At 37.8% G+C, this 26,335-nt stretch carries 24 protein-coding genes; 2 read left to right on the forward strand and 22 right to left on the reverse strand.

The features are described 5' to 3' along the window. Positions 1-34: 34 nt before the first annotated feature. The 15 genes from trxA to clpX all read right to left on the reverse strand — a co-directional run bounded on the left by trxA (position 35) and on the right by clpX (position 15,122). Positions 35-349, reverse strand: coding sequence for a thioredoxin (gene trxA, locus HFP47_RS06075; protein ID WP_011680179.1), 315 nt, complete (start codon positions 347-349; stop codon positions 35-37). Then, positions 339-998 carry a thiamine diphosphokinase gene (locus HFP47_RS06080; protein WP_025268322.1) on the reverse strand — a complete coding sequence of 220 codons (660 nt, stop codon included), beginning with the start codon at positions 996-998 and terminating at the stop codon, positions 339-341. Before HFP47_RS06080 ends, trxA begins: the two co-directional genes overlap by 11 nt. Further along, on the reverse strand, positions 998-1,654 hold the full coding sequence (gene rpe, locus HFP47_RS06085) for a ribulose-phosphate 3-epimerase (protein ID WP_002815217.1): 657 nt from the start codon (positions 1,652-1,654) through the stop codon (positions 998-1,000). Before rpe ends, HFP47_RS06080 begins: the two co-directional genes overlap by 1 nt. Positions 1,655-1,667: 13 nt before the next feature. After that, on the reverse strand, positions 1,668-2,555 hold the full coding sequence (rsgA, locus tag HFP47_RS06090) for a ribosome small subunit-dependent GTPase A (RefSeq protein ID WP_042250589.1): 888 nt from the start codon (positions 2,553-2,555) through the stop codon (positions 1,668-1,670). 51 nt (positions 2,556-2,606) lie between these two features. Further along, positions 2,607-4,532, reverse strand: a complete 1,926-nt coding sequence (gene pknB / locus HFP47_RS06095; protein ID WP_014324988.1) for a Stk1 family PASTA domain-containing Ser/Thr kinase — start codon at positions 4,530-4,532, stop codon at positions 2,607-2,609. A 2-nt stretch (positions 4,533-4,534) separates the two neighbouring features. Beyond that, a complete protein-coding gene (locus HFP47_RS06100) occupies positions 4,535-5,269 on the reverse strand; it encodes a protein phosphatase 2C domain-containing protein (protein ID WP_011680184.1) in 735 nt (244 codons plus the stop codon). Next, complete coding sequence (gene rsmB, locus HFP47_RS06105) at positions 5,269-6,615, reverse strand: 16S rRNA (cytosine(967)-C(5))-methyltransferase RsmB (protein WP_014324990.1); 1,347 nt, start codon at positions 6,613-6,615, stop codon at positions 5,269-5,271. Before rsmB ends, HFP47_RS06100 begins: the two co-directional genes overlap by 1 nt. Beyond that, positions 6,605-7,570, reverse strand: a complete 966-nt coding sequence (gene fmt, locus HFP47_RS06110) for a methionyl-tRNA formyltransferase (RefSeq protein WP_179876215.1) — start codon at positions 7,568-7,570, stop codon at positions 6,605-6,607. Before fmt ends, rsmB begins: the two co-directional genes overlap by 11 nt. Positions 7,571-7,677: 107 nt before the next feature. Beyond that, the gene (gene priA / locus HFP47_RS06115; RefSeq protein WP_095341352.1) at positions 7,678-10,089 is read right to left on the reverse strand and encodes a primosomal protein N'; all 2,412 of its coding nucleotides are present in this window, start codon (positions 10,087-10,089) and stop codon (positions 7,678-7,680) included. Then, positions 10,086-10,640, reverse strand: coding sequence for a GNAT family N-acetyltransferase (locus HFP47_RS06120; protein ID WP_011680188.1), 555 nt, complete (start codon positions 10,638-10,640; stop codon positions 10,086-10,088). Before HFP47_RS06120 ends, priA begins: the two co-directional genes overlap by 4 nt. Before the next feature lie 41 nt (positions 10,641-10,681). Further along, positions 10,682-11,824: a nicotinamide-nucleotide adenylyltransferase gene (locus HFP47_RS06125; RefSeq protein WP_002815228.1), complete on the reverse strand. Its 1,143-nt coding sequence runs from the start codon at positions 11,822-11,824 to the stop codon at positions 10,682-10,684. A gap of 45 nt (positions 11,825-11,869) precedes the next feature. Then, a complete protein-coding gene (pnuC, locus tag HFP47_RS06130) occupies positions 11,870-12,637 on the reverse strand; it encodes a nicotinamide riboside transporter PnuC (protein ID WP_011680189.1) in 768 nt (255 codons plus the stop codon). A gap of 102 nt (positions 12,638-12,739) precedes the next feature. Beyond that, the gene (gene msrB, locus HFP47_RS06135) at positions 12,740-13,183 is read right to left on the reverse strand and encodes a peptide-methionine (R)-S-oxide reductase MsrB (RefSeq protein ID WP_179876216.1); all 444 of its coding nucleotides are present in this window, start codon (positions 13,181-13,183) and stop codon (positions 12,740-12,742) included. A gap of 103 nt (positions 13,184-13,286) precedes the next feature. Beyond that, entirely contained in the window at positions 13,287-13,871 is a 585-nt protein-coding gene (gene yihA, locus HFP47_RS06140) for a ribosome biogenesis GTP-binding protein YihA/YsxC (protein ID WP_002815235.1), read from the reverse strand. Continuing rightward, positions 13,872-15,122 (reverse strand): ATP-dependent Clp protease ATP-binding subunit ClpX, encoded by a 1,251-nt coding sequence (clpX, locus tag HFP47_RS06145; RefSeq protein WP_011680190.1) that lies wholly within the window; start codon positions 15,120-15,122, stop codon positions 13,872-13,874. Between the two features lie 229 nt (positions 15,123-15,351). Here clpX and HFP47_RS06150 point away from each other — a divergent pair, with 229 nt between their 5' ends. Next, a complete protein-coding gene (locus tag HFP47_RS06150; protein WP_144902876.1) occupies positions 15,352-16,473 on the forward strand; it encodes a restriction endonuclease subunit S in 1,122 nt (373 codons plus the stop codon). A gap of 187 nt (positions 16,474-16,660) precedes the next feature. After that, positions 16,661-17,851 carry an ATP-binding protein gene (locus tag HFP47_RS06155; protein WP_105302210.1) on the forward strand — a complete coding sequence of 397 codons (1,191 nt, stop codon included), beginning with the start codon at positions 16,661-16,663 and terminating at the stop codon, positions 17,849-17,851. Between the two features lie 268 nt (positions 17,852-18,119). Here HFP47_RS06155 and HFP47_RS06160 read toward each other — a convergent pair whose 3' ends face one another. The 7 genes from HFP47_RS06160 to tig all read right to left on the reverse strand — a co-directional run bounded on the left by HFP47_RS06160 (position 18,120) and on the right by tig (position 26,228). After that, the gene (locus tag HFP47_RS06160) at positions 18,120-19,037 is read right to left on the reverse strand and encodes a site-specific integrase (RefSeq protein ID WP_179876217.1); all 918 of its coding nucleotides are present in this window, start codon (positions 19,035-19,037) and stop codon (positions 18,120-18,122) included. Between the two features lie 71 nt (positions 19,038-19,108). Next, the gene (locus tag HFP47_RS10700) at positions 19,109-19,414 is read right to left on the reverse strand and encodes a restriction endonuclease subunit S (RefSeq protein WP_257229729.1); all 306 of its coding nucleotides are present in this window, start codon (positions 19,412-19,414) and stop codon (positions 19,109-19,111) included. 107 nt (positions 19,415-19,521) lie between these two features. Further along, positions 19,522-19,725: a hypothetical protein gene (locus tag HFP47_RS10705; protein WP_257229730.1), complete on the reverse strand. Its 204-nt coding sequence runs from the start codon at positions 19,723-19,725 to the stop codon at positions 19,522-19,524. A 53-nt stretch (positions 19,726-19,778) separates the two neighbouring features. After that, a complete protein-coding gene (locus HFP47_RS10440; RefSeq protein WP_218925559.1) occupies positions 19,779-20,180 on the reverse strand; it encodes a restriction endonuclease subunit S in 402 nt (133 codons plus the stop codon). A 138-nt stretch (positions 20,181-20,318) separates the two neighbouring features. After that, positions 20,319-21,875: a type I restriction-modification system subunit M gene (locus HFP47_RS06175; protein WP_042250585.1), complete on the reverse strand. Its 1,557-nt coding sequence runs from the start codon at positions 21,873-21,875 to the stop codon at positions 20,319-20,321. 11 nt (positions 21,876-21,886) lie between these two features. Then, positions 21,887-24,748: a type I restriction endonuclease subunit R gene (locus HFP47_RS06180; protein ID WP_179876218.1), complete on the reverse strand. Its 2,862-nt coding sequence runs from the start codon at positions 24,746-24,748 to the stop codon at positions 21,887-21,889. A gap of 184 nt (positions 24,749-24,932) precedes the next feature. Continuing rightward, entirely contained in the window at positions 24,933-26,228 is a 1,296-nt protein-coding gene (tig, locus tag HFP47_RS06185; RefSeq protein ID WP_042253189.1) for a trigger factor, read from the reverse strand. Between the last annotated feature and the right edge of the window lie 107 nt (positions 26,229-26,335).

The following is a 26,335-nucleotide window of genomic DNA, read 5'->3' on the forward strand; positions in this document are numbered from 1 at the left end:
TTAAATTTTACCAGAAATTCAACCCTTTGACAAGTTAATTTGTATATTTAGCTAAAATCTTTGCTAATTGTTCTTTATTATGGAATCCCGTTAAGCGTTCCACAACTTCTCCATCTTTTTTAATCAAAAGCGTTGGAATAGCACGAATACCGAATGCAGCAGGAGTTTCAGGGTTAGCATCCACATCCATTTTAACAAACTTCACATCGTCGACTTCATCAGATAGCACATCCAGAACAGGTGATTGCATGCGACATGGACCACACCAAGTTGCCCAAAAATCTGTTATGCTAACGCCCGTGTTTGTTTCTTGATTAAAAGTTGCATCTTCTACTGTTTTAACTGCCATGTTGTTTTTCTCCATCTACAGACTGCGTAATCATTATGATTCCTGTATCAAAGGACACGTGAACTGAATTTGATATAAATTCATTCGATGACCACATTTTATACTTATTTTTTGTTAGTGTCAATGGGTACTTGGCATCTATTATTTTGAAGTTCTCAACATCATTGAGCGGCATAAATCCTAAATACTTTGAGTTAGGATACTTTGCAATCTCACTTAAGCCAGGTGTAACATAGCTCACGATGTTTGCATTATCAATAAAATTCGTTTTTTCAACAATACTTTCAAACTTTTCATCAGCCATTAACCACAAATTACTCAACATGTGATCAATTCGTGCACCAGTAGCACCAAATACTTTAATAATATCGGGATCTTTTTCTTGAGCGTACATTAAGGCCAATTCTGTGTCTGTTTCATCTTTTTCGGCCTTGACATGAATAATTTTTTGCGCGGCTAAATGATTTTGAATTGTGGTTAATTCAAAATCTGTTAGAGAATCAAAATCACCAACCGCCATGATCATTGGTATATTTTTTTGGTATAGATACCAAGCACCTCTATCAGCGCCAATCCACATCCCTTGTTCCTGAAATAAATTTTTGGGCCATAATTCCGTTGGCCCACCGGCTAAGATATTAATCTGCATTATTTAATCAAATCTTTCAAAATACCGATTTTTGCAGCAGGATCTACTTTATCGTACACATACGATCCAGCCACAAAAACGTTTGCACCAGCATCATATGCTGATTTAATCGTCTCGTTATTCACACCACCATCAATTTCAATATCGAAGTCAAAGCCGCGCTCCTCACGGAATGTTTGTAGTTGTTCAATTTTTTGCAGCGTTGATGGCAAGAACTTTTGTCCGCCAAATCCTGGGTTTACAGTCATAACTAGTACTTGATCAACCATATCCAGTACTGCTTCAATTGCGGATACTGGCGTTCCTGGATTGATAACAACTTCTGCTTTGACACCTTTGTTCTTAATCATTTGTAAAGCACGGTGAATATGTGGTGTTGCTTCAACATGAACACCAATGATGTCTGCACCAGCATCCGCAAATTCTTCAACAAAGCGTTCTGGATTTTGAATCATTAAGTGAACGTCTAACACTAAATCAGTTTCCGGACGCAATTGCTTGACCCAATTTGGACCATAAGATATAGCGGGCACAAAAGTACCATCCATAACATCGATGTGCAAATACTCTGCACCAGCAGCTTCAACAAGCTTGACGTCACGTTCCAAATTTGTGTAATCTGCGCTCAAAATTGATGGTGCAATGATTCCTGACATGATATACCTCTTTTTAATTGTCTGTTTTATATTTTGGTTTTTGCGCTTTAATCAACTCATAAAACGCCTTATAACTATTATACCTTGACTGTGTGATTGTGCCAACCGCTACAGCCTCTTTAATGGCACATCCTGGTTCATTCAGATGTAAACATCCACGGAAACGACAATCTTGACGTTTTTCAACAAACTCTGGAAAATAATCATCTAATTCTTCAACAGGAAAATCAAACACTTCATATGAAGAAAATCCTGGCGTGTCAGCAATCAAAGCCTCATCTACCTCAATCAACGTTACCTGTCGTGTTGTGTGTTTTCCTCGACTCAACGCTTTAGAAACTTCACCCGTTTCAAGCCCAAGTTGTGGCGATAGATGATTCAGTAATGTTGATTTTCCAGCTCCCGTTTGCCCCATAAAAACTGAAACATGGTCTTTTAACATCATTTTAAGCGCTTCAAAAGCGCTTTTTGAATCTGAAAAAATAACATCATAACCAATACTTTGATAATAATTAGCGATGTGATTTATTTTCTCATGTTCAGATTTTTCCAGCAAATCCATTTTAGAAAAATATATCAACGGTCTTACGTTTGCAGCTTCAAGTGCCACCAACTGACGATCTAACAAATTTGGTGCAAAATCAGGTTCCTTGGCGGCTGTCACAATAACGGCAATATCAATATTTGCTATTGGCGGGCGAACTAAAAAGTTCTCCCGTTCATGGATTGCCCAAATAAAGCCCTCGTCATTTTCACTCTCAAAATCAACAAAATCGCCAACTAGCGGTTTTTGCTTAGATTTCCGAAATTCACCGCGAGCTCGCGTTCTTTGAATGTCACCACTGGGTAACTGTATATCGTAATAACCGCTGAGCGATCTAATAATTCGTCCTGTTTTCATACCATTAATCATAACAAAAAAAGCCGATAATATCGACTTTTAGACACGTTGTTATTGACTCGAAGAGCTCTCAGATGTGGAACTGTCCGATGATGTAGTACTAGAATCCTCACTACTTGTTGAACTACTTGAGGAACTACTGCTAGAACTAGAAGACGACGAACTACTACTACTTGAGCTCGATTGTTCTGGTCCCTGTGAAATCGTAATTAATAAGGTGTTATCTTTTGTAATCTTTGATCCGCCACGGATTGATTGACTAATAACATGGTCCTTCTTAACAGAATTGGAGTAAGTCGTATTAAAATTAACAGTGACATCATTTTGTGATGCCCAATTTTGAACATCGCTTTGTGTGCTACTTTTAGTGAAGTCAGGGACAGTAATCTTAACCGGTCCTGTTGAGACAGTGAAAGTCACCTTTGTGGCTGTAGGGTCTACCTTCCCATTGGCATTAATAGATTGAGCTATAATTATGCCTGCAGCTACACTATCTGACGCTTGTTGTTCTTTTTGAATTTCGTATCCTTGCGAGCGCAATTGTGCTGCTGTTACATCATAATCCGATCCAACATAATCTCCAAAACGCACTTTTGCCTTACCAGAGGAAATAACCAAGTTGATACTGTCCCCTTTTTTTACGTCAGTTCCTTCTTTAGGGGTTGAACGCACAACACTGCCCTTTTTGATGGTTGTCGAAGTTGTCGAAGTCACACTACCAACATTCAATCCAGCTTCTTGTATTTTCTTTTCAGCCTTGGCTCTTGTTAAGTTGGATAAGCTCGGCACAGTGATTTGACTAGCCTGAATATGAATAAACGCAAAAATAGCAATAATAGCAACAATAAAAAGCACTGCAAAAGCCAAAATTTTAGGTAATTTATTTTCACGATACTTGATGCCATTGCCCCGAAGCACACTTCTAACATAATTAGGTGTCCGGTCAACAATTTTTGCGATACTTTTAACAGCGTAACCTTTTTTACCATACTCAATGATCAGATCTTTTACTGATGGTTCCTCAGGAACTTCCTCCGGTAAAACATTAACAGAGGAAACACCATTCTTGAGCTGGTCTTGAATTTGTTCCATCGGAATAATGCGCGTTTCGTTTTCAATATCCGCAGTTGGCGCAAATCGTTGTTCATTTGAACGACGTGGCGATAGAACTGTTTTTAAATCTTCAGCCATAACTGAGACATCTAAATAACGATCCTGTGGGTTCTTAGCTGTGGCTTTTAAAATAACATTTTCTAGTGCTTGGGGAATTCTTGGATCAAAATCACGTACTGAAGGCATATCAGCAGTTGCATGTTTTAGTGCTACTGCGACCGGCGTATCTCCTTCATACGGCACTTGCTTCGTTAGCATTTCATATAACATAACACCAAGTGCATAGATATCAGACTTTGCTGATGCCATGCCCCCACGGGTTTGTTCTGGTGACAAATAATGAACTGAACCAATCACGGTATGCGTCTGCGTCAAATCTTGCTCTGACTTAGCAATTGCAATACCGAAATCGGTAATCTTCACTTGATCATTTCTGTCAATTAAAATATTTTGTGGTTTTAAATCACGATGAATAATACCTGCATTATGTGCAGCCTGCACGGCGTTTAATATTTGCATCATAATATCAACAACTTGTTGATATGCAATTGGAAAATGTTCACCAATGTATGATTTAAGATTTGTACCATCAACATATTCCATGACAATATATTGTGAACCTTGGTACTCACCAACGTCGTATACTTGGACAATATTGTCATTAATCAGTTCTGTTACTGATAAGGCCTCACGTTGAAAGCGTTTTGCCAAATCTACATCATTTTTCATATCAAGACGCATCATTTTAAACGTTACATCACGATTAAGAAATTCATCATGCGCCAAATAAACATTGGCCATACCGCCATCGCCAAGCGATTTTATAATACGGTATCGATTGTCAACTAGTGTATCTGGTAACATCTCTAATCCTTTTCATGTGTGACGAGTACCGCCGTCACGTTATCTGGTGCGCCTTTTTCATTTGCTTGCTGAATCATATCAAAAACTTTAATATCAAGTGGTTCTTCGTAGCGCATTATTTGCTTAATTGTCTTGTAGTCTAATACTTTTGTAATACCATCAGATGTTAGAAATAAAATATCATCTGCCACAAAATCGTGTTGAGAAATTTCAATATCTGCGTGTTCATCAACACCTAAAAATCGTGTCACACTATTAGCGTGTACCATGTTACTAGCATCTGCACTGGCCATAGCCCCTCTACGAACGATTTCATTTTTTAAAATATGGTCATTGGACAGTTGGGTTAATTGATTATTATGCAACAAAAAGGCTTTGGAATCGCCTAAATTAGCAATCACAACTTTTTCGTCAAACAATACAGCCAAAACAACGGTCGTTGCCATCTGTGACAGCTCTTGAAAGCGTTGCCCGGCCTTTATAATAGCATCATTTTCAATTTTAGCTTGTTTTTTTAACCACGCAATTGTAGGAACAATTGTCTCCAAATCATTGCTTTCCCAAGCATGTCCGAAGTGCTCAACAGTCATTGCACTGGCAACCTCACCGCCTTCATTCGAAGTAACGCCGTCAGCAACGATAACCATTGTCCGTCCAACTTTATTTATAAAAGAACCTACATAATCTTCATTGTCGTGGCGCTTGGATCCAGGATCCGTACGATAGGCAATTGCCATTAATCATTTTTCCTCAATGTAGCAACGAAAAAGCCATCTGTATGGTAATCATTGGGATACACATGTAAGGCTTTTTCGCCATGATCTAATTTTAATTTATACGTTGTTTCCGTTGGAATTAATTCAAAATTCGGATGGTCTTCCAAAAAATTTGTTACAACATCGTCATTTTCTTGACGCAAGATTGTACAAGTACTGTAAACCATGATACCATTTTTTGCAAGGTTTTGGCTAACTGAATCCAAAATTTGTGTTTGTAAACGAGCTAAACTTTCGACATCTTCCAAGGTTTTATCATATCTAATTTCAGGCTTTCGACGCAATAAACCAAATCCTGAACATGGTGCATCAACTAAAATTCGATCAAATTTTTTGTCAATTTGTTCAGGAACTTTTCTTGCATCTAGGACACGTGCATGAATTTTATCGGCTACGTGCAATCTCTCAGCATTGTTGTTAATTAACTTAATTTTATGCTCATGAACATCTAAGGCCGTAATCACAGCATCTGGAGCGCTGTATTGTGCAAGTTGCGTGGTTTTTCCACCAGGTGCCGCCGCTGCATCTAAAATACTTTTAACCTCAGGCGTCAAATGTAAACTTTCTACTGGTAGCATCGCACTTTCATCCTGTAATGTTAACCAACCATCATGGTATGCTTTAGAACTGGCCACATGCCCACCGCTGACTAAAAACGCATGTGCAGCAACGCTAGATGCTGTAATAGTGAAATTTTCTGATTCTAGCGCAGTAACGACTTCTTGATCAGTAGCTAGTAACGTATTAACACGAATGGATTGCTTAGGTGCATCATTGATTGTAGCAATGATTTGGCGTGCTCGTTCATCCCCATTTTGCTTAATCAACTCTTCAACCAACCAAACCGGCAAACTTGCTTCAATAGAAAGGCGTTGTATGTCATCACCAATGTCGGCAACACTACGAAGGCCTTTACGACTAATGTTATGCAAGATGGCAGTAACAAATTTTCCTGTTCCAACATGCCCTAGTATTTTAGCTACTTCAATTGATTCATTAAAGATGGCATGCTGTGGTATCTTATCTAGGTATTCCATTTGGAAAATAGCTGTATATAGCAGCTCCCGAACCCATGGATCAATTTTTTTGCTACCTACGAAAGGTTCAAGCCAATACTCAAAAGTTAAGCGATGCTGAATGACACCGTAAACCAAAGTTGTTAATAAACGAGTATCTGCTTCACCCAGCTTATGTTGCTTGATCACTTGATTTAATTGTAGATTAGAATATGCACCATTTTTTATTTTGGCTAGTGTTTGAACTGCTAAAACACGTGGATTGTCACTGTAAACTCGTTTATCGCTCATTAATTGTTGCCCATTTCTGACCTACTTCAAGATCTTTTCCAGCGCCATTTAAATAGGCACTAATCGCCATTTCTGATTTACCTGCCGGCTGTAGTCGGTTGATTTGAACAACCGTACCATTTGCGGAGGCCACTTTTAATTGTTTTTTGCTTTTCTCAACAATGGTGCCCGGTTCTTGCGCTGTTAATTCAGACAAGGGTGTCACATCAGTGATTTTCACGCGTTGATCCAAAACCTGCACAAAAGCTGGATGAGTTGGATATAAACCACGTATATGCCAGTCTAGTTCTTGGGCTGTTTCTGTCGCAAAATTAAGATTCTGCATGTCGTGCGGTATATTTGGTGAAAAAGTAACTTCTTCTTCATTTTGTACTACTGGGTCAATATTACCGGTAGCGATTTTAGGGAGTGTCTTTAATAGCAAATCACATCCAGCAATACTTAATTTGTCAAACATCGTGCCAACATTATCGGTGCTCGTAATTGGAACTTTTATCGTATCAATAACATCACCGGCATCCATTTTTTTGACCATGTACATAATTGAAACACCGGTTTCTTTATCGCCATTCATAATGGCATAATGAACTGGTGCACCACCTCGATATTTTGGTAATAATGAAGCATGCGTGTTAACTGCAGCAATTTTGGCCGCGTCTAATAATTTTGTAGGTAAAAATTGTCCAAATGCTGCGGTCACGATGAAATCAGGATTAATATCAATGACTTGTTGCATCTCAGGAGAACCACTTATTTTTTCTGGTTGTAAAACAGGCACGTCGTGCGCCAGTGCTGCAACTTTAACAGGACTTGGTGTTAAAGTATGCTTGCGTCCCTGTGGGCGATCGGGTTGTGTCACAACAGCCTTCACATCATAATCATTATTTTCAAGAAGCGCTTCTAATATCGGTACTGCAAAACTTGGAGTGCCCATTAATACTACTGAATATGTCATTTTATACCTCTCAAACAGCTGTGTTAGGGTGTTTTATTTTTTATTCGCACGATAACACAAAAATGTCCGAGCAATCTCGGACAGTTATCAGTATTTATTATAACACATCACATAAATGAGACAGGATCACGATCAATGCTTAGCTGCAAATCACCTTTAGCCTTTTGTGCGCGATTTTGTAGTTCCTGTAGCAACGTGTCCATTTCATTACGTTTTTTAAACTTTAGGATAATTTGAAAGTAATAGCGCTTGCGCATTTTAGCAATTGGCTTTGGCGAAGGTCCTAAAATAATCACATCTTTCTTAGCATGCGAACGTAGCCAGCGCGCAACTTTCAGCATTTGAATGGCGGCTTGATTTTCATCTGAATGGCTGGCTTGTATCTGAACCGTGTAATAGTACGGTGCGTAATTTCCAGCGTGCCGGACGGCCATCTCTTGTCTATAAAAACCTTCATAATCATGATTTTGAGCATAAGTAATTGCATAATGCTGTGGATTGAACGTTTGCACCAACACCTCACCAGGTTTTTTAGCCCGTCCAGCTCGCCCACTAACTTGGGTCAACAATTGAAATGTACGTTCACTGGCATGGAAATCCGGCAATCCCAAAGAGGTATCTGCATTCAAAACACCGACTAAAGTAACATCAGGAAAGTCGAGTCCTTTAGCAATCATTTGCGTGCCTAATAAAATATCTGCCTCATGATTACCGAATTTTTGAAGCATCTTATCCATACTACCCTTTTTGCGTGTCGTATCTTGATCCATACGAATCACCCGCGCATCAGGAAATAATTCTTGTAACTCAGCTTCAACCTTTTCTGTACCAGTCCCATAATAACGTATACGTTTAGAACCACATTGCGCACAGATAGTGGGTATTTTGTCTTCATGACCACAGTAGTGGCACTTCAGTGTATGTGTGTCCATGTGCAGTGTCATAGCTAAATTACAATTAGGATCACATGGAACATAACCACAGTCTCGACACATCACGAAGCTTGAAAATCCTCGGCGATTGAGCATCAACACACTTTGTTCACCTTTCGCCAAACGGTCGGCTAATTTGATACGTAATTCTTCCGAAAAATTGGTCTCTGGTCCTCGTGACAGCGTTTCTTTCATATCAATCACATTAACGCTCGGTAGTTTTGCGCCTCCTGCGCGCTGTGTCAGTGTTAATAGTTCATAAACACCGCGTTGTGCTCGCGCACGGCTCTCCAAAGAAGGTGTCGCTGAGCCCAAAATAACCGGTATTTGATAGTATTGACCACGCCAGAGTGCGATATTTCTGGCATCATACCGCGGATTATCAGACTGTTTATAGGTTGTTTCATGTTCTTCATCAACAATAATTAAACCAATATTTGTCAGTGGGGCAAACACAGCAGAACGTGCACCAACAACAATTTTCACATCACCGCGCTCAATTCTACGCCACTCATCGTAGCGTTCACCATCACTTAATCCCGAATGTAAAACTGCTGTCTGGGCACCAAAACGGCCTTTGACCCTTCTAACCATTTGTGGCGTGAGGGCAATTTCAGGCACCAAAAAAAGAACCGTTTTTCCCTGCTCAAAAACATGTTGTGCCACCTGTAAGTAAACTTCAGTTTTACCTGAGCCAGTAATACCTTCAAGTAAAAATGGTTGAAACCTTTGCGCATCAAATGTACCAGAAATACGTTCATAGGCCTCTTGTTGCTGCGCATTTAACTCAAGTAACGCTGTTTGTTTAACTTCAGCATGAAATGGATCGCGAAGAAGCTCCACTTTTGTTTTCATTAACCATTTTTTAGTTGCAGCTTGGTTTAAGACGGCGTCACTGATATCGATAACATCCTGCAGATCCTTTTTCACCCATGTTTCAGCCAAATGACTGAGTATGAACTGCAACAACGTTTCTTGTTTCTTTGCTGAAGATCGTAATCCTCTTAACTCATCCTCCAAAAATTCAACATCATCACTGAACTGATAAGCTAATTGTGTCTTTATCTTCGCCTTGTCATGCACTGCCACTTCTACATCAATTTTATGTTGACGACGTAGCTTAAGCAAAGTTACCATATCTGGCTCAGTAAAGTCGCCTGTTTTAAAAGCTATCTCATCAAGCCCTTTAAATAAACGATCACGTACATCGTCATCCACTTCGTCAATAATCCTTAAAGTACGCACGTAGTTTGCTTTAAACACATTTGGCAGCATCGTTTGTAAAATTGTAATTCGAAAAGCAAATGTTTCACTGGCTAAGTAATCAGATAGATTTAGTAGTTCTGTATTTAATACCGGTGTTAAATCTAATATTTGCTGAATTGGGCGCACTTGTTCCTCTGATAAGTCAGTTGAAGCGATTAAACCAACAACAAATCCCATCACATTCCGGCGACCAAAAGGCACCGTCACACGCATGCCCAACAATAGCGAATCTATCATATTCTCCGGAACGGCATAGGTATAAGGCTGATCAGTTTGCATTGTTGGCACATCAACAATGATTTGTGCGTATTGTTTCGTCATAACTCTATTTTACCAGAGGGGCTTATAGGCGTCATTTCATTTCGCAAAATGCCATATTTCATGCTATCCCAATACTGACCTTGCCACCATCTCACTTGTCGGATTTGTCCTTCTAATTTTAAGCCCAGTTTCTCGCTTACACGCATCATAGCCTTATTACCAGACCAAGTGGTTAAACCAATATGTGGTAAACTGTCATATTGCTCAAATAATATTTCCAACCACATACCTAATGCACGGGTGCCAATTCCTTGTTGCCATGTTGCTTGTTGATAAATAACAATTCCTACCTCAAGCCAAGATTTTAGTTGTCCATCCTCAAAATATGCACTCACACTACCAATAATTTGACCGTCGTATAAAATAACCCGCCGATTCATATTATTCACGAATCTTTCAGGGCCAATATTATTGATAAAATCGTCTTTTTTAGGTAACACATCTTTAAAATATGGTCCGTTCCATTTAGTCCACTCAGCTTGCGGATCACTATAAGCTGTTTCCCAAAATAACGCTAAATCTTCTGTTTTGAATTGTCGTAATTTTATCATTTTTACCTTTCAAAAAAAACCGGTATAAAACCAGTTTTTCTCTAAATATGCTTAATATTAAATCCTGTTCTAGTTTGAATAGCATCTAGTGCTTGTAAGTAACGTGCATAATATCCATAAGGATCATCACTATCGCCTTTTGCATCAAGAATTACTAGTTTGTCCGTAAATCCATATTCTTCAATCACTTCTAACAAATGGCGGTGGAAAGCCCAACGCGAATCATTATCTGAAGTTGTCATATTTCGGAAGCCGTCATCAACATAAGGAGTCACCGGTGGAATAAGTAGAATTAAGTCAATCAACTCCTCACCAATTGTATTATCAAACAATGGCTTCAGCTGCGCATTATCCACATCGTTTAACCACATATCTGCGTATACTTTGGTCACCATTGCATCAGTATCAAAAATCGTTAGACCATTGTTAGCTGGAGAGTTAATTTCTCTTGAGTTCGCATCATATTGTCCTTGAATTAAACGGATGTAGTCTTTAACGACTAACTCTTCATCGCTAACATTCGATTTTTCTTGATACTCACGAGCATACTCTTCTGAAAATGGTGAATTACTTGTTCGAGCCAAACGACGTACTAATGTGGATTTTCCTGTTGAAGCTGATCCCATCACCGTGACTTTTTTAGCAAAATGGCGTCGAAAAACACGGTTAATGTAATCCCAGTTTCCAATAGGATCTTTTCGAATATCTGTTGCTGATATTTTTAATACAGTGCGATCCATCAAGCTCACTTTGAACTGACCGTTCTTCGGTAATCTTGTTTCTAATTGATTTTTGTAATCTTTCTCACCGGTATAAAATGTAATCGTTGCATCTTTATTAACAATATTACGCTTAACCGTTTCAACAATTATTCGTGTCCACTCATCCCAACCATCAGGCATCATTGGGATATTGTCTTCATTGATGTAATCAACTTTAATATCTGTTTCGTCACTAAATGCTTCTCTCAAATAGCGAAAACGTTTCTCAACGGATAATCCGATTTGGTACCCTCTATCGTTTGTGTAACCAGAAGCAATAACAACGACACCATCATTTAAGGCAGCCGCTTTATAAATTTCTGCTTGGTGCCCTACGTGCATTGGTGCTAACGTACCAAAGAAAACGCCAATTTTGTCACCTTGAAGATCATCTGTGAATAAGTTCCCTGCAATTGTTCTCATGACTTTATTAATTATATCCTATTAAAATTTGAACATTGCGCATGTTCATTCTTTTTTGGTTAACTTTCGCCACTGAATAATACCGTATATAGCATTGACAGATAAGGCGAGGTTCATACCTAACATAGCAAACGCACTAGGATCCGCATGTCCCGTCCAAGCACGTCCCCACAAAACAATTTCGACTATATCAAAGAGTAGCCAAGCATACCATGATTCCGCAAACTTTGCGGTTTGCAGAATTTGAGCCCCCATTGATATGGTTGTTGTCAATCCATCCATGTACGGTTGTCTTGACCCAGCCTGATGTAAAATCATACCAACAATCACTAATATAACTAGGAATACTGGGATAACTAGAAGCCATTGTTTGAAGGTCATATATTTAGTCGCTACCACATCTTGACTGTCTTTTTCTGATAAATTATCGCGTTTCATAAAGCCAAGCCAAGCTGCAACACCAACAAATTGCATAACAACCCAAAATGCACTTAAAGCAACCTCACCAAACAACTGTGACTGAAAGGCCAATGGCATGTACATAACAGAATAAATCAGGCCCCAAAAATAATTTGTTATACGACCCTTGGCGACCAATACAACAGTGATAATGTTCATCATCCCGGTTGCCAAGCCAAACCAATCGAGCGTGCTATTGTGAACAACACCCAGTGTCCAAACTAGTAATTGCAGTAAAATCAGTACTAAAAACAATACACCTTCAGCCCATTTCCAGCCAAATAACAATTCTTTGAAAATGTTCACGGGGTTAAAGTAGCGCCAAAAACGATGCCAGACTGGTTCCTCAACCATTATAGATTCTCCCTAATAATTATTTATTTCATTATATCAGTAAATAGCCTAAAAAACCGATTAGTTTAGGGAGATTTTGCCGTCCAAAAACCAGCTATTAATCTAATCTTTAAACAATTTCAAATATTTGCCGTAGCCATCTTTTTCTAAATCTTTTTTTGGAACGAACCGTAAGCTAGCTGAATTGATACAATATCTCAAGCCACCACGCTCAGGTAATCCATCATTAAACACATGACCTAAATGAGATGACGCTTCTTTTGAAGTAATTTCGGTCCTTGTCATTCCTAATGAACGATCTGTATTTTCTTGTAAATGCTCGTCGTCATCGATTCCTTTTGTAAATGATGGCCAACCGCAGCCGGAATCGTACTTATCCGTTGAACTAAACAATGGTTCACCACTGACAACATCAACGAAAATACCATCCTCCCACCATTGGTCATACTTACCAGTGAACGGGCGTTCTGTTGCCGCATGTTGAGTCACCTCGTATTCTTCCGGTGTCAAACGAGCACGCAATTCTTCATCGTTATATTTTGTCATAAAATCCTCTTTTTATTTTTTAATTTTACGCTGGTTTTAAGATACGTCAACCAATAGAACTTAGCAGCGAAAATAAAAAAATGTCGGCATTTCTGCCAACATTTTAAATATGTTGTTCAATCCAATGCCACACTTCATCTTTACCATATTTTGTTTCCGATGAGAAAAATTGGAAATCACTGTCTTCATTATCAAAGCCTAATGCTTTTTTAATGACTGACTCAGCTTTATTAAACTTACCACGCGAAATTTTATCTGACTTAGTTGCTACAACTAAAATTGGAATATTATAGTAATGTAGCCATTCGTACATTGAGATATCGTCTTCACTAGGCTCATGGCGTGCATCTACTAAACTAATAACACCACGTAGCTGTTTACGACTAGTGATGTATTCTTCAATCATTACACCGAAAGCTTCACGCTGGGCCTTTGAAACTTTAGCATATCCATACCCAGGAACATCAACGAAATATAATTTATCTTCAACATCATAAAAGTTTAACGTTTGTGTCTTACCTGGTTGTGAAGATGTGCGAGCAAAATTTTTCCGCTGGATTAGTGTATTTGTTAAAGAAGATTTACCGACATTTGAACGACCAACCAAAGCTATTTCAGGTTTTCCGTCTGTTGGATACTGAGACGCTGATACAGCACTCATCACCATTTCGACATTGTGTACATCCATTTATTCACTCACCTTTTTTAATTGCAGTTCTGGCTGTTCACCCTGTTCAACACTGGCTTTGGTAATAATAACTTTAGCAACATCATCACGACTGGGAATATCGAACATGACATCCTTCATTACATTTTCAATGATTGAGCGTAATCCTCGAGCGCCAGTGTGTCGCTTAATCGCAACGCTAGCCATTGCATCCAATGCATCCGGTTGAAATTCAAGTTCAACATCATCCAGACCCAAGAGAGCGGTGTATTGCTTAATTAAAGCATTTTTAGGCTCTGTCAAAATTCTTGTTAAGTCAGAAATAGTCAACTCGTCTAGCACAGTTACAATAGGCAGACGACCAATAAATTCTGGGATGAGCCCAAACTTGGTCATATCTTCTGGTTGCACATGATGCAAAATATTGTCGTCATTCAAGGCCTCAGCGTTTTCATTCGCATCTGAACCAAAACCAATAACTCGTTCGCCCAGTCGTTCTTTAATGATTGTGTCAATTCCAGCAAACGCACCACCAACAATAAACAAAATATTGGTCGTATTCACTTGAATTAACTCTTGCTGTGGATGCTTACGGCCTCCTTGAGGTGGCACGCTAGCAGTTGTCCCTTCAAGCATTTTTAATAGTGCCTGCTGAACTCCTTCACCAGAAACATCACGTGTGATGGAGACGTTCTCTGATTTTTTAGCAATTTTGTCAATTTCATCAACGTAAATAATACCACGCTCAGCAGCTGCAACATCAAAATCAGCTGCTTGCAGTAATTTCAAAATAATATTTTCAACGTCTTCACCAACATAACCCGCTTCAGTCAATGTAGTTGCATCAGCAATTGCGAATGGTACGTTCAGAATACGTGCCAAGCTTTGTGCTAAATAAGTTTTACCCGAACCAGTTGGCCCCATCAAAGCAATGTTTGATTTTTGTAGCTCAACATCTAATGTTGGCGCCACGTTTTCATTAATACGTTTATAGTGATTATATACAGCTACCGCCAGAGTCTTTTTAGCATCTTCTTGTCCAATAACATAATCATTTAACTCATTAACAATCTCGTGTGGTGTTGGCAGTGACAACACTTCTGCTGCACGATCTACAGTCAATTCTTCTTCAATAATGCCTTCAGCCAAAGCAACACACTCATTACAAATGTAAACATCATTTGGCCCGGCAACAATCTTTTTTACTTCACTTGCAGATTTTCCACAAAAACTGCAGTGTATTTCTTCTTCAAAATTTGGTGTATTCGCCATGATTTTCCTTTTTTATTGGTTCGCTACATTTTTATGCAGATTATATATATTTTATATGCAGCTCGTATCTTACCATTATACTATTTTATGGCAGTGTTATAAACCGTGTTTCGAATTTATATTTTAAATCTTATTTCTTTTATTTTTGTGTTATTCTGTTGACTTAAGTTCTAGGATTTTTGGATTTATGACATGATAGTTTCCTTGGGAACAGCGTAAGTCTAAGGATTTGTTTATTCCTAAAATCAAAAAAGGAAAAACTGAATTACCTGTTCTTTCAGTTACCCAAACTTCAGGAGTTGTTTATAGGGATGAAGTAGGTATTGATATAAAATATGATCGAAATACTTTAAGTAACTATAAGGTAATCGAGCCAAATGATTTTGTTATAAGTTTGAGATCTTTTCAAGGTGGATTTGAATTATCTAATAAACTAGGTATAGCTAGTCCTGCCTATACAGTCTTTACGCCTAAAGATATTGATGAACATGCTAATTTGTTTTGGAAATATAAATTTAAAACGTTTTCATTTATTCAATCCCTGAAAACGGTAACGTTTGGCATAAGAGATGGTAAATCAATAAGTTTTTCAGAATTTGGTGACTTAAAAATTAGATTTCCTAAAAATATTAGGGAGCAAGAGAAAATAGGCTTATTTTTCAAACAACTTGACAGCCTCATCACTCAAAACGAGCATAAAACACGTCTGTTAAAGCAATTAAAACAGGCTTATTTACAAAAGATTTTTAATCAAGAATTACGCTTTGCTGGCTTTAGTGATGATTGGGAAGAGCGTAAGTTAGGAGAATTAGCCAGTGTTTTAACAGGATTCCCCTTTAAAAACGAAGATTTTGTTGCCAATGGGAAATATTTAGTAATTACCAACGGAAATATTCAAAATGACTCATCTGTCGTAGATGTATTATTAGGTAATAGCATAGACGATATATCTGATGAGATTAAAGAACGATATTACCTAAACAAAAATGATATTTTAGTTACAATGGATGGGACGGTTGGTAGGACTGCTAAAGTAGTAGATGATAATCTAATTTTAGCTCAACGAGTTGGCCGATTAGTATCAAATACAAATCCAGAATTTGTATATCAGTGGTTAAATCATGGTTCTTTTTTTAATGAAATGACAAAAGTGTCCCATGGTGGAACTATTAAACATATTTCTTTAAACGAAATTTCCAATTATAGATCTACGGTCCCCAGTAACAATATTGAGCAACAAAAAATCGGCGCATTCTTCAAACAACTAGACATTACTATCGATCTTCATCAACAAAAACTCGACCTCCTCAAAAAGCAAAAACAAGCCTATCTCCAAAAACTATTTATTTAACTCAATTACTGTCGTTCAGACATCTAAAACCGCTATTCAACTTTTCAACTGGACCGCGGTTTTGGATAATTTGCAGCTCATTCTCGTTGACGAAGTCGATTTAGTAAAATAAATTATAATTTATTTTTTAGATAAATTAAGCTATAATTAAATTACGATTTATTTTCAGGTAAGAAGGGCAAAATCTATGATTCCGAGAAAAGCATATATAGAGAAATTGACAAAATTTAAAGATACAGAATTTATCAAAATCATTACCGGTGTTCGCCGGTCTGGTAAAACATATGTTATGCAAATGTTTCGGGACGATTTGCTTTCGTCTGGCACAAAGGATGATCAAATTATCTATTTGTCATTTGAGGACGTTAATAATTTAAAGTATGGTAATGCAACTGCATTGCACGATTATGTTGCTAATAACATATCTCAACAGAAAACCTACCTTTTCTTCGATGAAATTCAGCGTGTGACTGATTGGCAAGTTGCAATTAATAGTTTTCGAGTTGAGTTCAATGTGGATATCTATATCACTGGCTCAAATGCCTCATTACTGTCAGGTGAAATGGCAACTCTTTTGGCCGGACGTTATGTTGAAATTCCTGTTTATCCTTTATCCTTTAAAGAATTTCGCAACTTTAAGGGTGTAGAAGCATATCCGGATATTCAATTTATGGAATATCTAACTGTGGGCGGTTTTCCGACTGCTGTGTTATCCGATGATGACGAAGTTAGAAAAATCGTTGTTTCAGGCATTTACGATTCAATTGTTTTACGCGATGTGGCAAGCCGTGCTGAAATTCGAAATGATGGGTTATTGCTACGCTTAACTGATTATTTGTTTGATCAAAGTGGCCAAATTATTTCGCCATCCAAAGTAGCAGGTGTTTTGAAAAACGAGGGTTGGCAAACTGCTAATGCGCCAACGGTGACAAAATATCTGGACGCTTTGACAAATGCATTTATTTTTTATAAAGTCCAACGCTTTGATATTCGAGGGAAAGAGCGTTTGAGAACCATGGCCAAGTACTACGGCGTAGACACTGGACTAAGAAATACGGTGTTGGGAACTAGTTATCGAGATAATATTGGACGCCAGCTTGAAACGGTGATATATTTTGAATTACTTAGACGAGGATATGGGGTCAACGTTGGACAATATGATGATTTAGAAATTGATTTTGTTGCTCGAAAAAATAATGAGATTAAATATTTTCAAGTAACGTATCAGTTGCCAGAAAATAGTACGCGAGAGACTACCAACTTAGCGCATCTACCAGACGGCTTTGAAAAGGTTGTACTAACCATGAATCGTATGGATGCTGGTAATATAGATGGTGTGAAAATTATTCACGCCGTTGATTGGTTACTTGAAGAATAGTGCGAAAGAAGTCAATAAAGATAACGTCAACTCTGTTTAAAGCATATAGTAACTATTGAAATAGTACGATCAACATTTAATTGACTGTTATTACGTTCATTGCTTTTGTTGTATAAATTGCCTGACAAATGCTGTCTCTCAAATGTAAAAAGCTATACTGATGCTTGAAATCAAAGTATGGGTACTGACTCAGACAACTCGCCCATCTTACCATTATTTCAGTAAACAATTAAAAAAAGATATCTACTAGATCAGTAGATATCTTTTTTTACATCAATTGTGCTAAATGTTTCATGACTAAATCATTATCTTGATTTTCTAATTCTTGAATGACGTGAATGTAAGTTTTTTGTGTTGTTGTCATATTTGAATGTCCCAACCTACGTGCCACCGAAGCAACTGATACGCCTGCGTAAAGCAACAATGAGGCATGTGTGTGGCGCAGGCCATGAATTGAGATAACTGGTATCTCAACTTGCTTGCAAAGTGCGGCTAATCTGTCATTCACTGTCGCATTGTAAACACGTCCACGGACAAATATCGGCTCATCTCTTGGTAGATTGCGAACGATGACTGAAAATCGTATCGCAGTTTGCCAATCAATTTGTACTTTCCGAATCGATGAATTATTTTTTGTTGGCGCAAAGTCAGCTTGTACCGCTTTATAATTCCATGTTTTATCAATTGTGATAATTTGTTTTTCAAAGTCAAAATCTGCTGGTGTCAGCCCTAAAGCTTCAGCAAAGCGCAACCCCGTTTTTGTAGTGAGCAAGATGAAGTAATCCCAATTAACTTCGTCCTGTAAATTCAATTGTTTTAGTAGAGCCTGCACCTCAAATTGGTTCAAAAATTTTGGCTTATGCAGTCGCTGAACAGTTCCTTTAACCACAATTTTGCGAGTCGTATCTCGTTTTAGAATATCCTCTTCCATGGCATCTATAATCGAGCTTTTTAAATGATGATGAAAATCCATAACTGTCTGACGCTCATGATTTTGCGCGAAATCATTAAGTAATTGTTGATAAGTTGAACGTGAGAGTTTACTTGTTTTGAGTCTTGGTGCAAGCTTAACGAGATGTTGATGTGTTATAACATATTTTTGATAAGTAACAGGTCTGACAGCGCCTTGTTTATAAAGCGTCATCCAGTCCTTAAAATATGCGTGAAACGTCTGATTTTGTGTCATAATAGACACCTCCAAATAAAAAATTAGTCGCAACTTGTTGTTGGACCAATTTACATTAAACCATGTTAATGTTAGATAAACATTTTTTGGAGGTAGGCGTGTTTTTGTTTTTTGAGGAGGTTGAGTTTTTGTTGACGGAGGGCGATGGTTTTATCTAGTTTTTCAAAAAATGAACCAATTTGTTCTTGTTCACCAATCGTGGGATAAGGAATAGGCATCTGATTAAAAACTGAATCTTTTATTGCAAATCGATCGGATCTTGCGCCCGAGTCCCCGTTCATTTTCAAAAATATATGCCAAGCAGTAGTATCAAAATAATATTCAAGATATTTTTTATCAACACCACGGGATCTAAAAACGTAATAAAGTGGTGACATAACACCAGTTCTACCTAACTTATTTCGTTTGATTGGTCCAACTGGAGCGTAATTTGATATGCGAGGATTATACACAAAATCATTTTCATGAACAATATAATACCCGCTTAAATTTTTTCATTGGAAATATCTTTGTCAAAGAAGTCCCGCTGATTAATGATTCCGTACTCTGCTGAATTGGTAAAGGTTTCACTAAATTGATTCTCTTTATTCTTTTCGGTAACTTTATCTGATATTGCGCTTAAATCACGCTCTTCCCAAGTACCATGAAAACCATCAAAACGCAGTTTCTGACTAAAAATCTTTTGCAAATACGCCTGTTTTAGTTGCTTTAAAAGGTCAATCTTACGCCCGTTTTGAGTGATTAGGTGGTCGAATTGTTTGAATAATGAACCAATTTTTTTTGTTCTTTAAAACTAGGATAATCTACAAAAAATTCTTTCATTGCTGAAGACAAAATATGTTTTATAGTGTTACCTGTTGTTATTGTTTCTAGTTTTCTTTTAGCCTTATACGTTTGGAATTGATAATTTAAGAAAAAAGGATCTGTGGCTTCTTTATAATTTGTAAACACAATAAGAGCATGTGCAGCAGTTTCATTAAGTTCTGACGGGATTACGGCTGTATGGCCGACATGCCCCGATTGAACCATTACAATATCTCCTGTATGAAGTAATTTATCAGTTTGTTGATTGTAAAATACATCGTTAATAAAAACTTCAGTGTCTCTATTAATTTGACCATTTTTAATATTATTTGATTCCAAATAGAAGTGACCGCGATCAACATAGTAAGGCGTAGCGGTTCCAACAAATGCATTCCTAATTTTTTGAATATAGTATCTAACTTACGCTGTTCCCAAGCATCATAAAAACCCCTAAACCTCAACGCAGGCATAGTTTTATCAGTCATTTTTAGTCTCCACTAATTCAGCAACCATTGCGTCAAATTTGGCTTGCGCTTTGGCGATTTCAATATCAACAGCCTTTAATTCTGCTTCAACTTGTGCCAAATCAATAGGTTCTTCTTCTTCAAATGTGTCGACATAACGTGGAATATTCAGATTAAAATCATTTTCAACAATTTCATCAAAACTTGCAACGTGTGCATATTTATCCGCACTTTCACGTTTTGCATAGGTCTCAATAATTTTGTCAACATGAGCATCTGTCAACGTATTTTGATTTTTACCTTTGTCAAAATCATTTGAAGCGTCAATAAAGAAGACATCTTTCGTCGAACGATTTTTCTTAAATACTAAAACAGTCGTTGGAATACTTGTACCGTAAAACAAATTAGCTGGCAGGCCAATCACAGCATCCAAAACATTCATATTTTCAATCATATAACGGCGAATAATGCCCTCTCCCGCACCACGAAAAAGTACGCCATGAGGCAAGACCACAGCCATTGTCCCATCTTCAGCAAGATGATATAACATGTGTTCTACAAAAGCAAAGTCTGCTTTTGATTTTGGCGCTGTCTTCCCGTAGGCTCGGAATCGTTCATCGTCCAACTTGCCATCTGGGTTCCAATTAGCAGAGTATGGTGGGTTAGCAACCACGGCAGAAAACTTTTGATCAGCAAAATGATCATTTTCCAAAGTATCGCCTTGTTGCACATTAAAGTTGGTATAATTCACACCATGCATCAGCAAATTCATTCGACCCAAGTTATAAGTTGTACCATTAAGTTCCTGCCCAAAATAATTGTATACTTTGGCTTCATCCCCGACACGCAGCAATAATGACCCAGACCCCATCGTCGGATCGTACACACTTTTTAACGTTTCACGACCTAAAGTCACTGCTTTAGCCAATATTTTAGAAACTTGCTGTGGTGTGTAAAACTCGCCCGCCTTTTTACCAGCATTGGCAGCAAATTGACCGATCAGATACTCATAGGCGTCTCCTAAAATATCAATTTCAATTTCATCATGTTTAATTTCTAAATCGTGCAAATTTAAGATCACCGCAGCTATCATTTTAGAACGTTCTGCTGGCGTGCTACCCAATCTTGAAGATGACAAGTCTAGGTCTTCAAATAACCCGCGAAAATCATCTTCGGAGCGCTGTCCAATGGTCGAGTTTTCCACAGCAATCACTGCATTCTGTAAATCTTCAATATCAAATTTACCTTGGTTAATTTCTTTGACCAAAGTTGAAAACAAATATTTAGGTTCAATGAAGAAGCCTAAATCGTTTAAAGCCTCCTCTTGAATTCCCTCACGATAATCATCTAATTCATAGGCTTGAATAAAGTCGACATCTTCAGCCTCTAATAAATTGTTATTAACATAATCTTCGATTTTATCTGATAAAAACCGATAAAAAATTAAGCTTAAAATATAGTTACGGAATTCATTAGCGTCCATATTGCCACGTAAGTCATTAGCAATTTTCCAGAGGCGCTTTTGTAATTCAGCTTGTTGCGATTGCTGCGTTTGATTAGTATTTGACATGTCTGTTCTCTCTAATTCATCACAAACTTTTTAGCAGTTTCAATGATGAAGTTTTTAATAGATTGTTTTGCTGTTCTTTTTTCTTTGAATGTCATGCCCGCAGTCAGTTCACTAAGTGCTTTAGAATTTTCATGTTGACTCACTTCATATTCAGCAACTTGTTCTGCTAACTGGGATGGCTCTAAACGATGTTCTTCTGCAAAATGATAAATTTCAGCTTGACGTTTATCCGCCAAGAAATGATTAAGTTCGCCTGTAATATTCGCATCGTGATTCAACTCCGGAATGACGGAATCCAAGAACTGTTCTAACAATTCACGCTTAGAAAACAGCGTGGGTTCGGTATTGTTAGTAAGTGCTTTTTTTACTTTTTCTACACCTTCAGTCCGTGCATTAGGTGACGATAAGTCAATTTGTGAAATAAGGCGATTGATATAATCAACATCAATCGCATCAACCATCAGGAGCTCGGGGTAAAAATCTACATCATCGATGATTGATGCTTTTTCCTTTTGTCGTGCCTTGTGCCGTTCATAGAATGTTGCATACTTGCCTTTGAAATCATCAAATATTTGTTGCGTCCAGTCGAGCTCTGTTTCAATTTCCGCCCAATCAAATTCTTCGTAAACGCTGATACGACTTTGAAGTGACATGACATTTCTGAATAGTTTGATAAATTCAAGTTCCGCTGTTTCACCCTCATCTAATAACCGATTTGTGTCTTCAGGTGTAGCTACCTTGTCCCTCAAGGCGCTTATTGCTTGTTGAAAATCTAGTTTTAAGTTTTCATAACTCGGTGCGAAAAACGCTGCTTTGTCGCCTTGCGAGAAAAGCTGGACCGCTTCATCTGTTTTACTTTTGATATTACGGTATGCCACAATATTGCCGTAATCTTTTGGCGCTTTTTGAACACGATTGGTTCGTGAAAAAGCTTGAATGAGTCCGTGGTATTGCAAGTTTTTATCGACATATAACGTATTCAGTGTCGGCGCATCAAAACCTGTCAAGAACATGTTGACAACTATCAAAACATCAATATTGTTCTCAGACGATTTGGCATCATGATTCTTCATACGTTTAGATACGTCGTTGAAGAAATCGGAAAATGTATCTGTACTGAAGTTTTGGTGATATTTGTCGTTATAATCATCAATGACTTTTTCCAAGCCATGACGGGAAGTTAATGTGTAGTCCTTTTGGTGCTCGTCATTATCTTCTTCATTAGCTGCCCATGTGAAAATCGTCGTTACTTTCAAATCATTGTTTATTTCTTTAAAAATATCGTAATACTTTAAAGCTGTTCGCGTATCTGAAACAGCAAAAATAGCGTTATATTGGCGATTATACGTTTTGCTACTATGATTGAGGATAATATGTTGTGCAATTTGATTTAGGCGCTTTTCATTCTCATACACTTCTTTAATATTGAGCGCTTCAACTTCTCCGTTTAAATTTTCAATGTCTTCTTTGCTATGAATAGTATTGATATAGGTGACATTGAACGGTAATACATTATGATCGCGCACAGCGTCTCTTATCAAATAGGTATGCAACCGGATATCATAAATATCATCAGTTGTGCGTCCATCTGCGCCTATGTCTTCTTTAAATATAGGTGTCCCGGTGAAACCAAAATGTTGCGCATTTTTAAACCAGCTATTGATCTGTTTACGCATTTCACCGAATTGTGTTCGGTGTGCCTCATCTTCAATAAAAATCACACGCTGTTCTTTGTATGGCTCTAAAACTGACCGATGACGCGGATTTTTTACAGCATTGGCAAGCTTTTGAATAGTAGTCACAATCAACGTGTCTGTCGAATTTTTAAGTTGTTCAACTAAAACGGACGTATTATCTGTACGATCAATTGACGATTGTCCATCCGCACGCCTTGGTAGATAGGCATTAAAATTATTAATTGTCTGCGAATCCAAATCACGTCTATCAACAAGAAAAATAATTTTCTGTGCGTCTGTATGAAGTGCCAACTGAGATGCGGCTTTAAAAGCTGTGATTGTCTTGCCAGAACCGGTTGTATGCCAAACATATCCGTTTGTAGCGGGATGTATTTCAGCCTGACTCATGATGGATTTTTGCGCATACACCTGATATGGGCGCATAATTTTCATTACTTTTTGGTCCGCATCAAAAATTGTGTATTTTGAAATCATTTCATGGATATTCAGAGGAGATAGAAAACTGGCAGTAAAAGGTTCAATTTCATCAATCCACCTGTTATTTTCATCAGACCAATTGAAAATAAAATTTTTATTTAACTCACCATCATTATTAGAAAAATAACGTGATGACATGCCATTGCTGATCACAAAAATCTGTAAATATCGAAATAAACTACCACCAACATTAAATGACTCACGACGATACCGCAATATTTGTTGAAATGCTTGCGACATTTCAACACTGTGACGTTTCAACTCAATTTGAACCAGTGGTAAACCATTAATTAGCAATGTGACATCATAGCGATTTTCATATTTGTCATTCACAACAACTTGATGAGCAACTTCATAAATATTATTTTCCGCATCACGAGGATCGAAAAACGACAGCGTTATGTCTGATCCATCGTCACGCTGTATTTGTGCTCTTCCACCTTGAAATTGATCATCACCACGTAAATAGCGTCCCAACTGATAGATTGATTTAGATCCCACAATTTCATTTAAAAATCGTTGAAATTCTTGATCAGTCAGTAGTGTACCATCAAGTTTGTCAATATTCCGTCGATTTAAAAGCACACGAAAATGATTAACAATCAAACTATAATGATTTAATTCTGGTCGAAACTGCCAACCAGATTTCCCGAGTTGTGCAATCAACTGATTCTCAAGCTTTGATTCTGTCTGTACCATTACTTTCTCCACACTGTTATGAATGACACTACCCTTTCATTATACCTTACGCTCAGGTTCAGCGTAAGGCATAATATTAACCATTTTTGGTGTTATCAAAATATTATTTTTTTAATTACAGATAATAAGTGCACAAAAAAACACTTCAAACTGAAGTGTTTTTTTAAATCAAACTAATTTAAACTTAAACTGCTTTAGCAGAGTCAGTAACTTTCTTAATAGCTTCGCGCATAGCAATATCATGCTTCAACATTGATTCAGAGATAGCGGCACGCACTTTATCTTCTTCCATGTTGTATTGCGCAGCCAAGCTAGCAACTTCTTCAGAAACTTGTTCTGCTGAAGGATCGATCTTTTCAGCTGCAACGATTGCTTCTAATACCAAGCCAGTCTTTACACGTGTTTCAGCACCTTCTTCGAATTGCTTATGCAAATCATCTTCAGTTTGACCTGAAATTTGGAAGAACATTTCACGTGAAATACCTTGTTGTTGAAGTTGTCCCAAGTATTGGTCGATTTGACGATGTACATCTTCATCGATCATTTCTGCTGGAATTTCATCGCCATCAACTGAGGCATTATCAACTGCCTTAGAAATAACAGCGTCTTCAAAAGCAGCTTTAGCAGCTTGTGCCTTCTCATCAGCTAACTTCTTAGATGTCTTTTCCTTCAATTCAGCTAATGTTTCAACTTCTTCATCAACATCCTTGGCAAATTCATCATCTAATTCAGGCAATTCCTTGCGCTTCAATTCGTGAATTGTTACTTCGAACAAAGCTTCCTTGCCCGCCAAATCAGCAGCTTGGTAGTCTTCAGGGAATGTTACGTTAACATTGACATCTTCACCAGCTGTGTGACCAACTAATTGTTCTTCAAAGCCAGGAATAAATTGACCTGATCCCAAAGCTAGAGAGAAGTCCTTGCCTTGTCCGCCATCAAACTTAACGCCATCAACTGAACCGTCAAAATCAATCACAACAGTATCGCCGTTTTCAGCCTTAACTGATTCTTCTTGCAAAACTAATTCTGCTTGGCCATCTTGCAAACGCTTGATTTCAGCATCTACATCAGCATCAGCAACTTCTTCGTCTTGTGCTTCAACTTCAAGGTTCAAGTATTCACCCAACTTAATAGCAGGGGCAGTCTTGACAACAGCCTTTAAAGTCCAAGCTTCACCCTTATTCATTGAAACGGGTTCGATGTTTGGACGACCAACTGATGTGATACCAGCTTCATCAATTGCGGCTTCATAGGCAGCAGGCAAAACAATGTCCATTGCTTGTTGGTACAAAGCTTCTTCACCAAACTTTTGGAAGAAGAGTTGCTTAGTTACCTTACCCTTACGGAATCCAGGAATACTAACTTCGTTCTTGTTACGTTGGAAAGCTTGTTCCAAACCTTCTTCAACTTGCGCACGCGCGATTTCAAATTCTAATGTGCCTTGGTTTTTTTCATCCGCAGCTGGTGTCCACTTAGACATGTTATTTCCTCCGAGTTTTCAATACTATATAATTTTAGACTAAATTCAAGAATATCACAACCATTTTATCTATTTTTATCGCTTCAAATAAAACAAATTGACATACT

Source organism: Leuconostoc sp. DB-1 (assembly GCF_013414845.1).
GTDB classification, from domain to species: domain Bacteria; phylum Bacillota; class Bacilli; order Lactobacillales; family Lactobacillaceae; genus Leuconostoc; species Leuconostoc mesenteroides.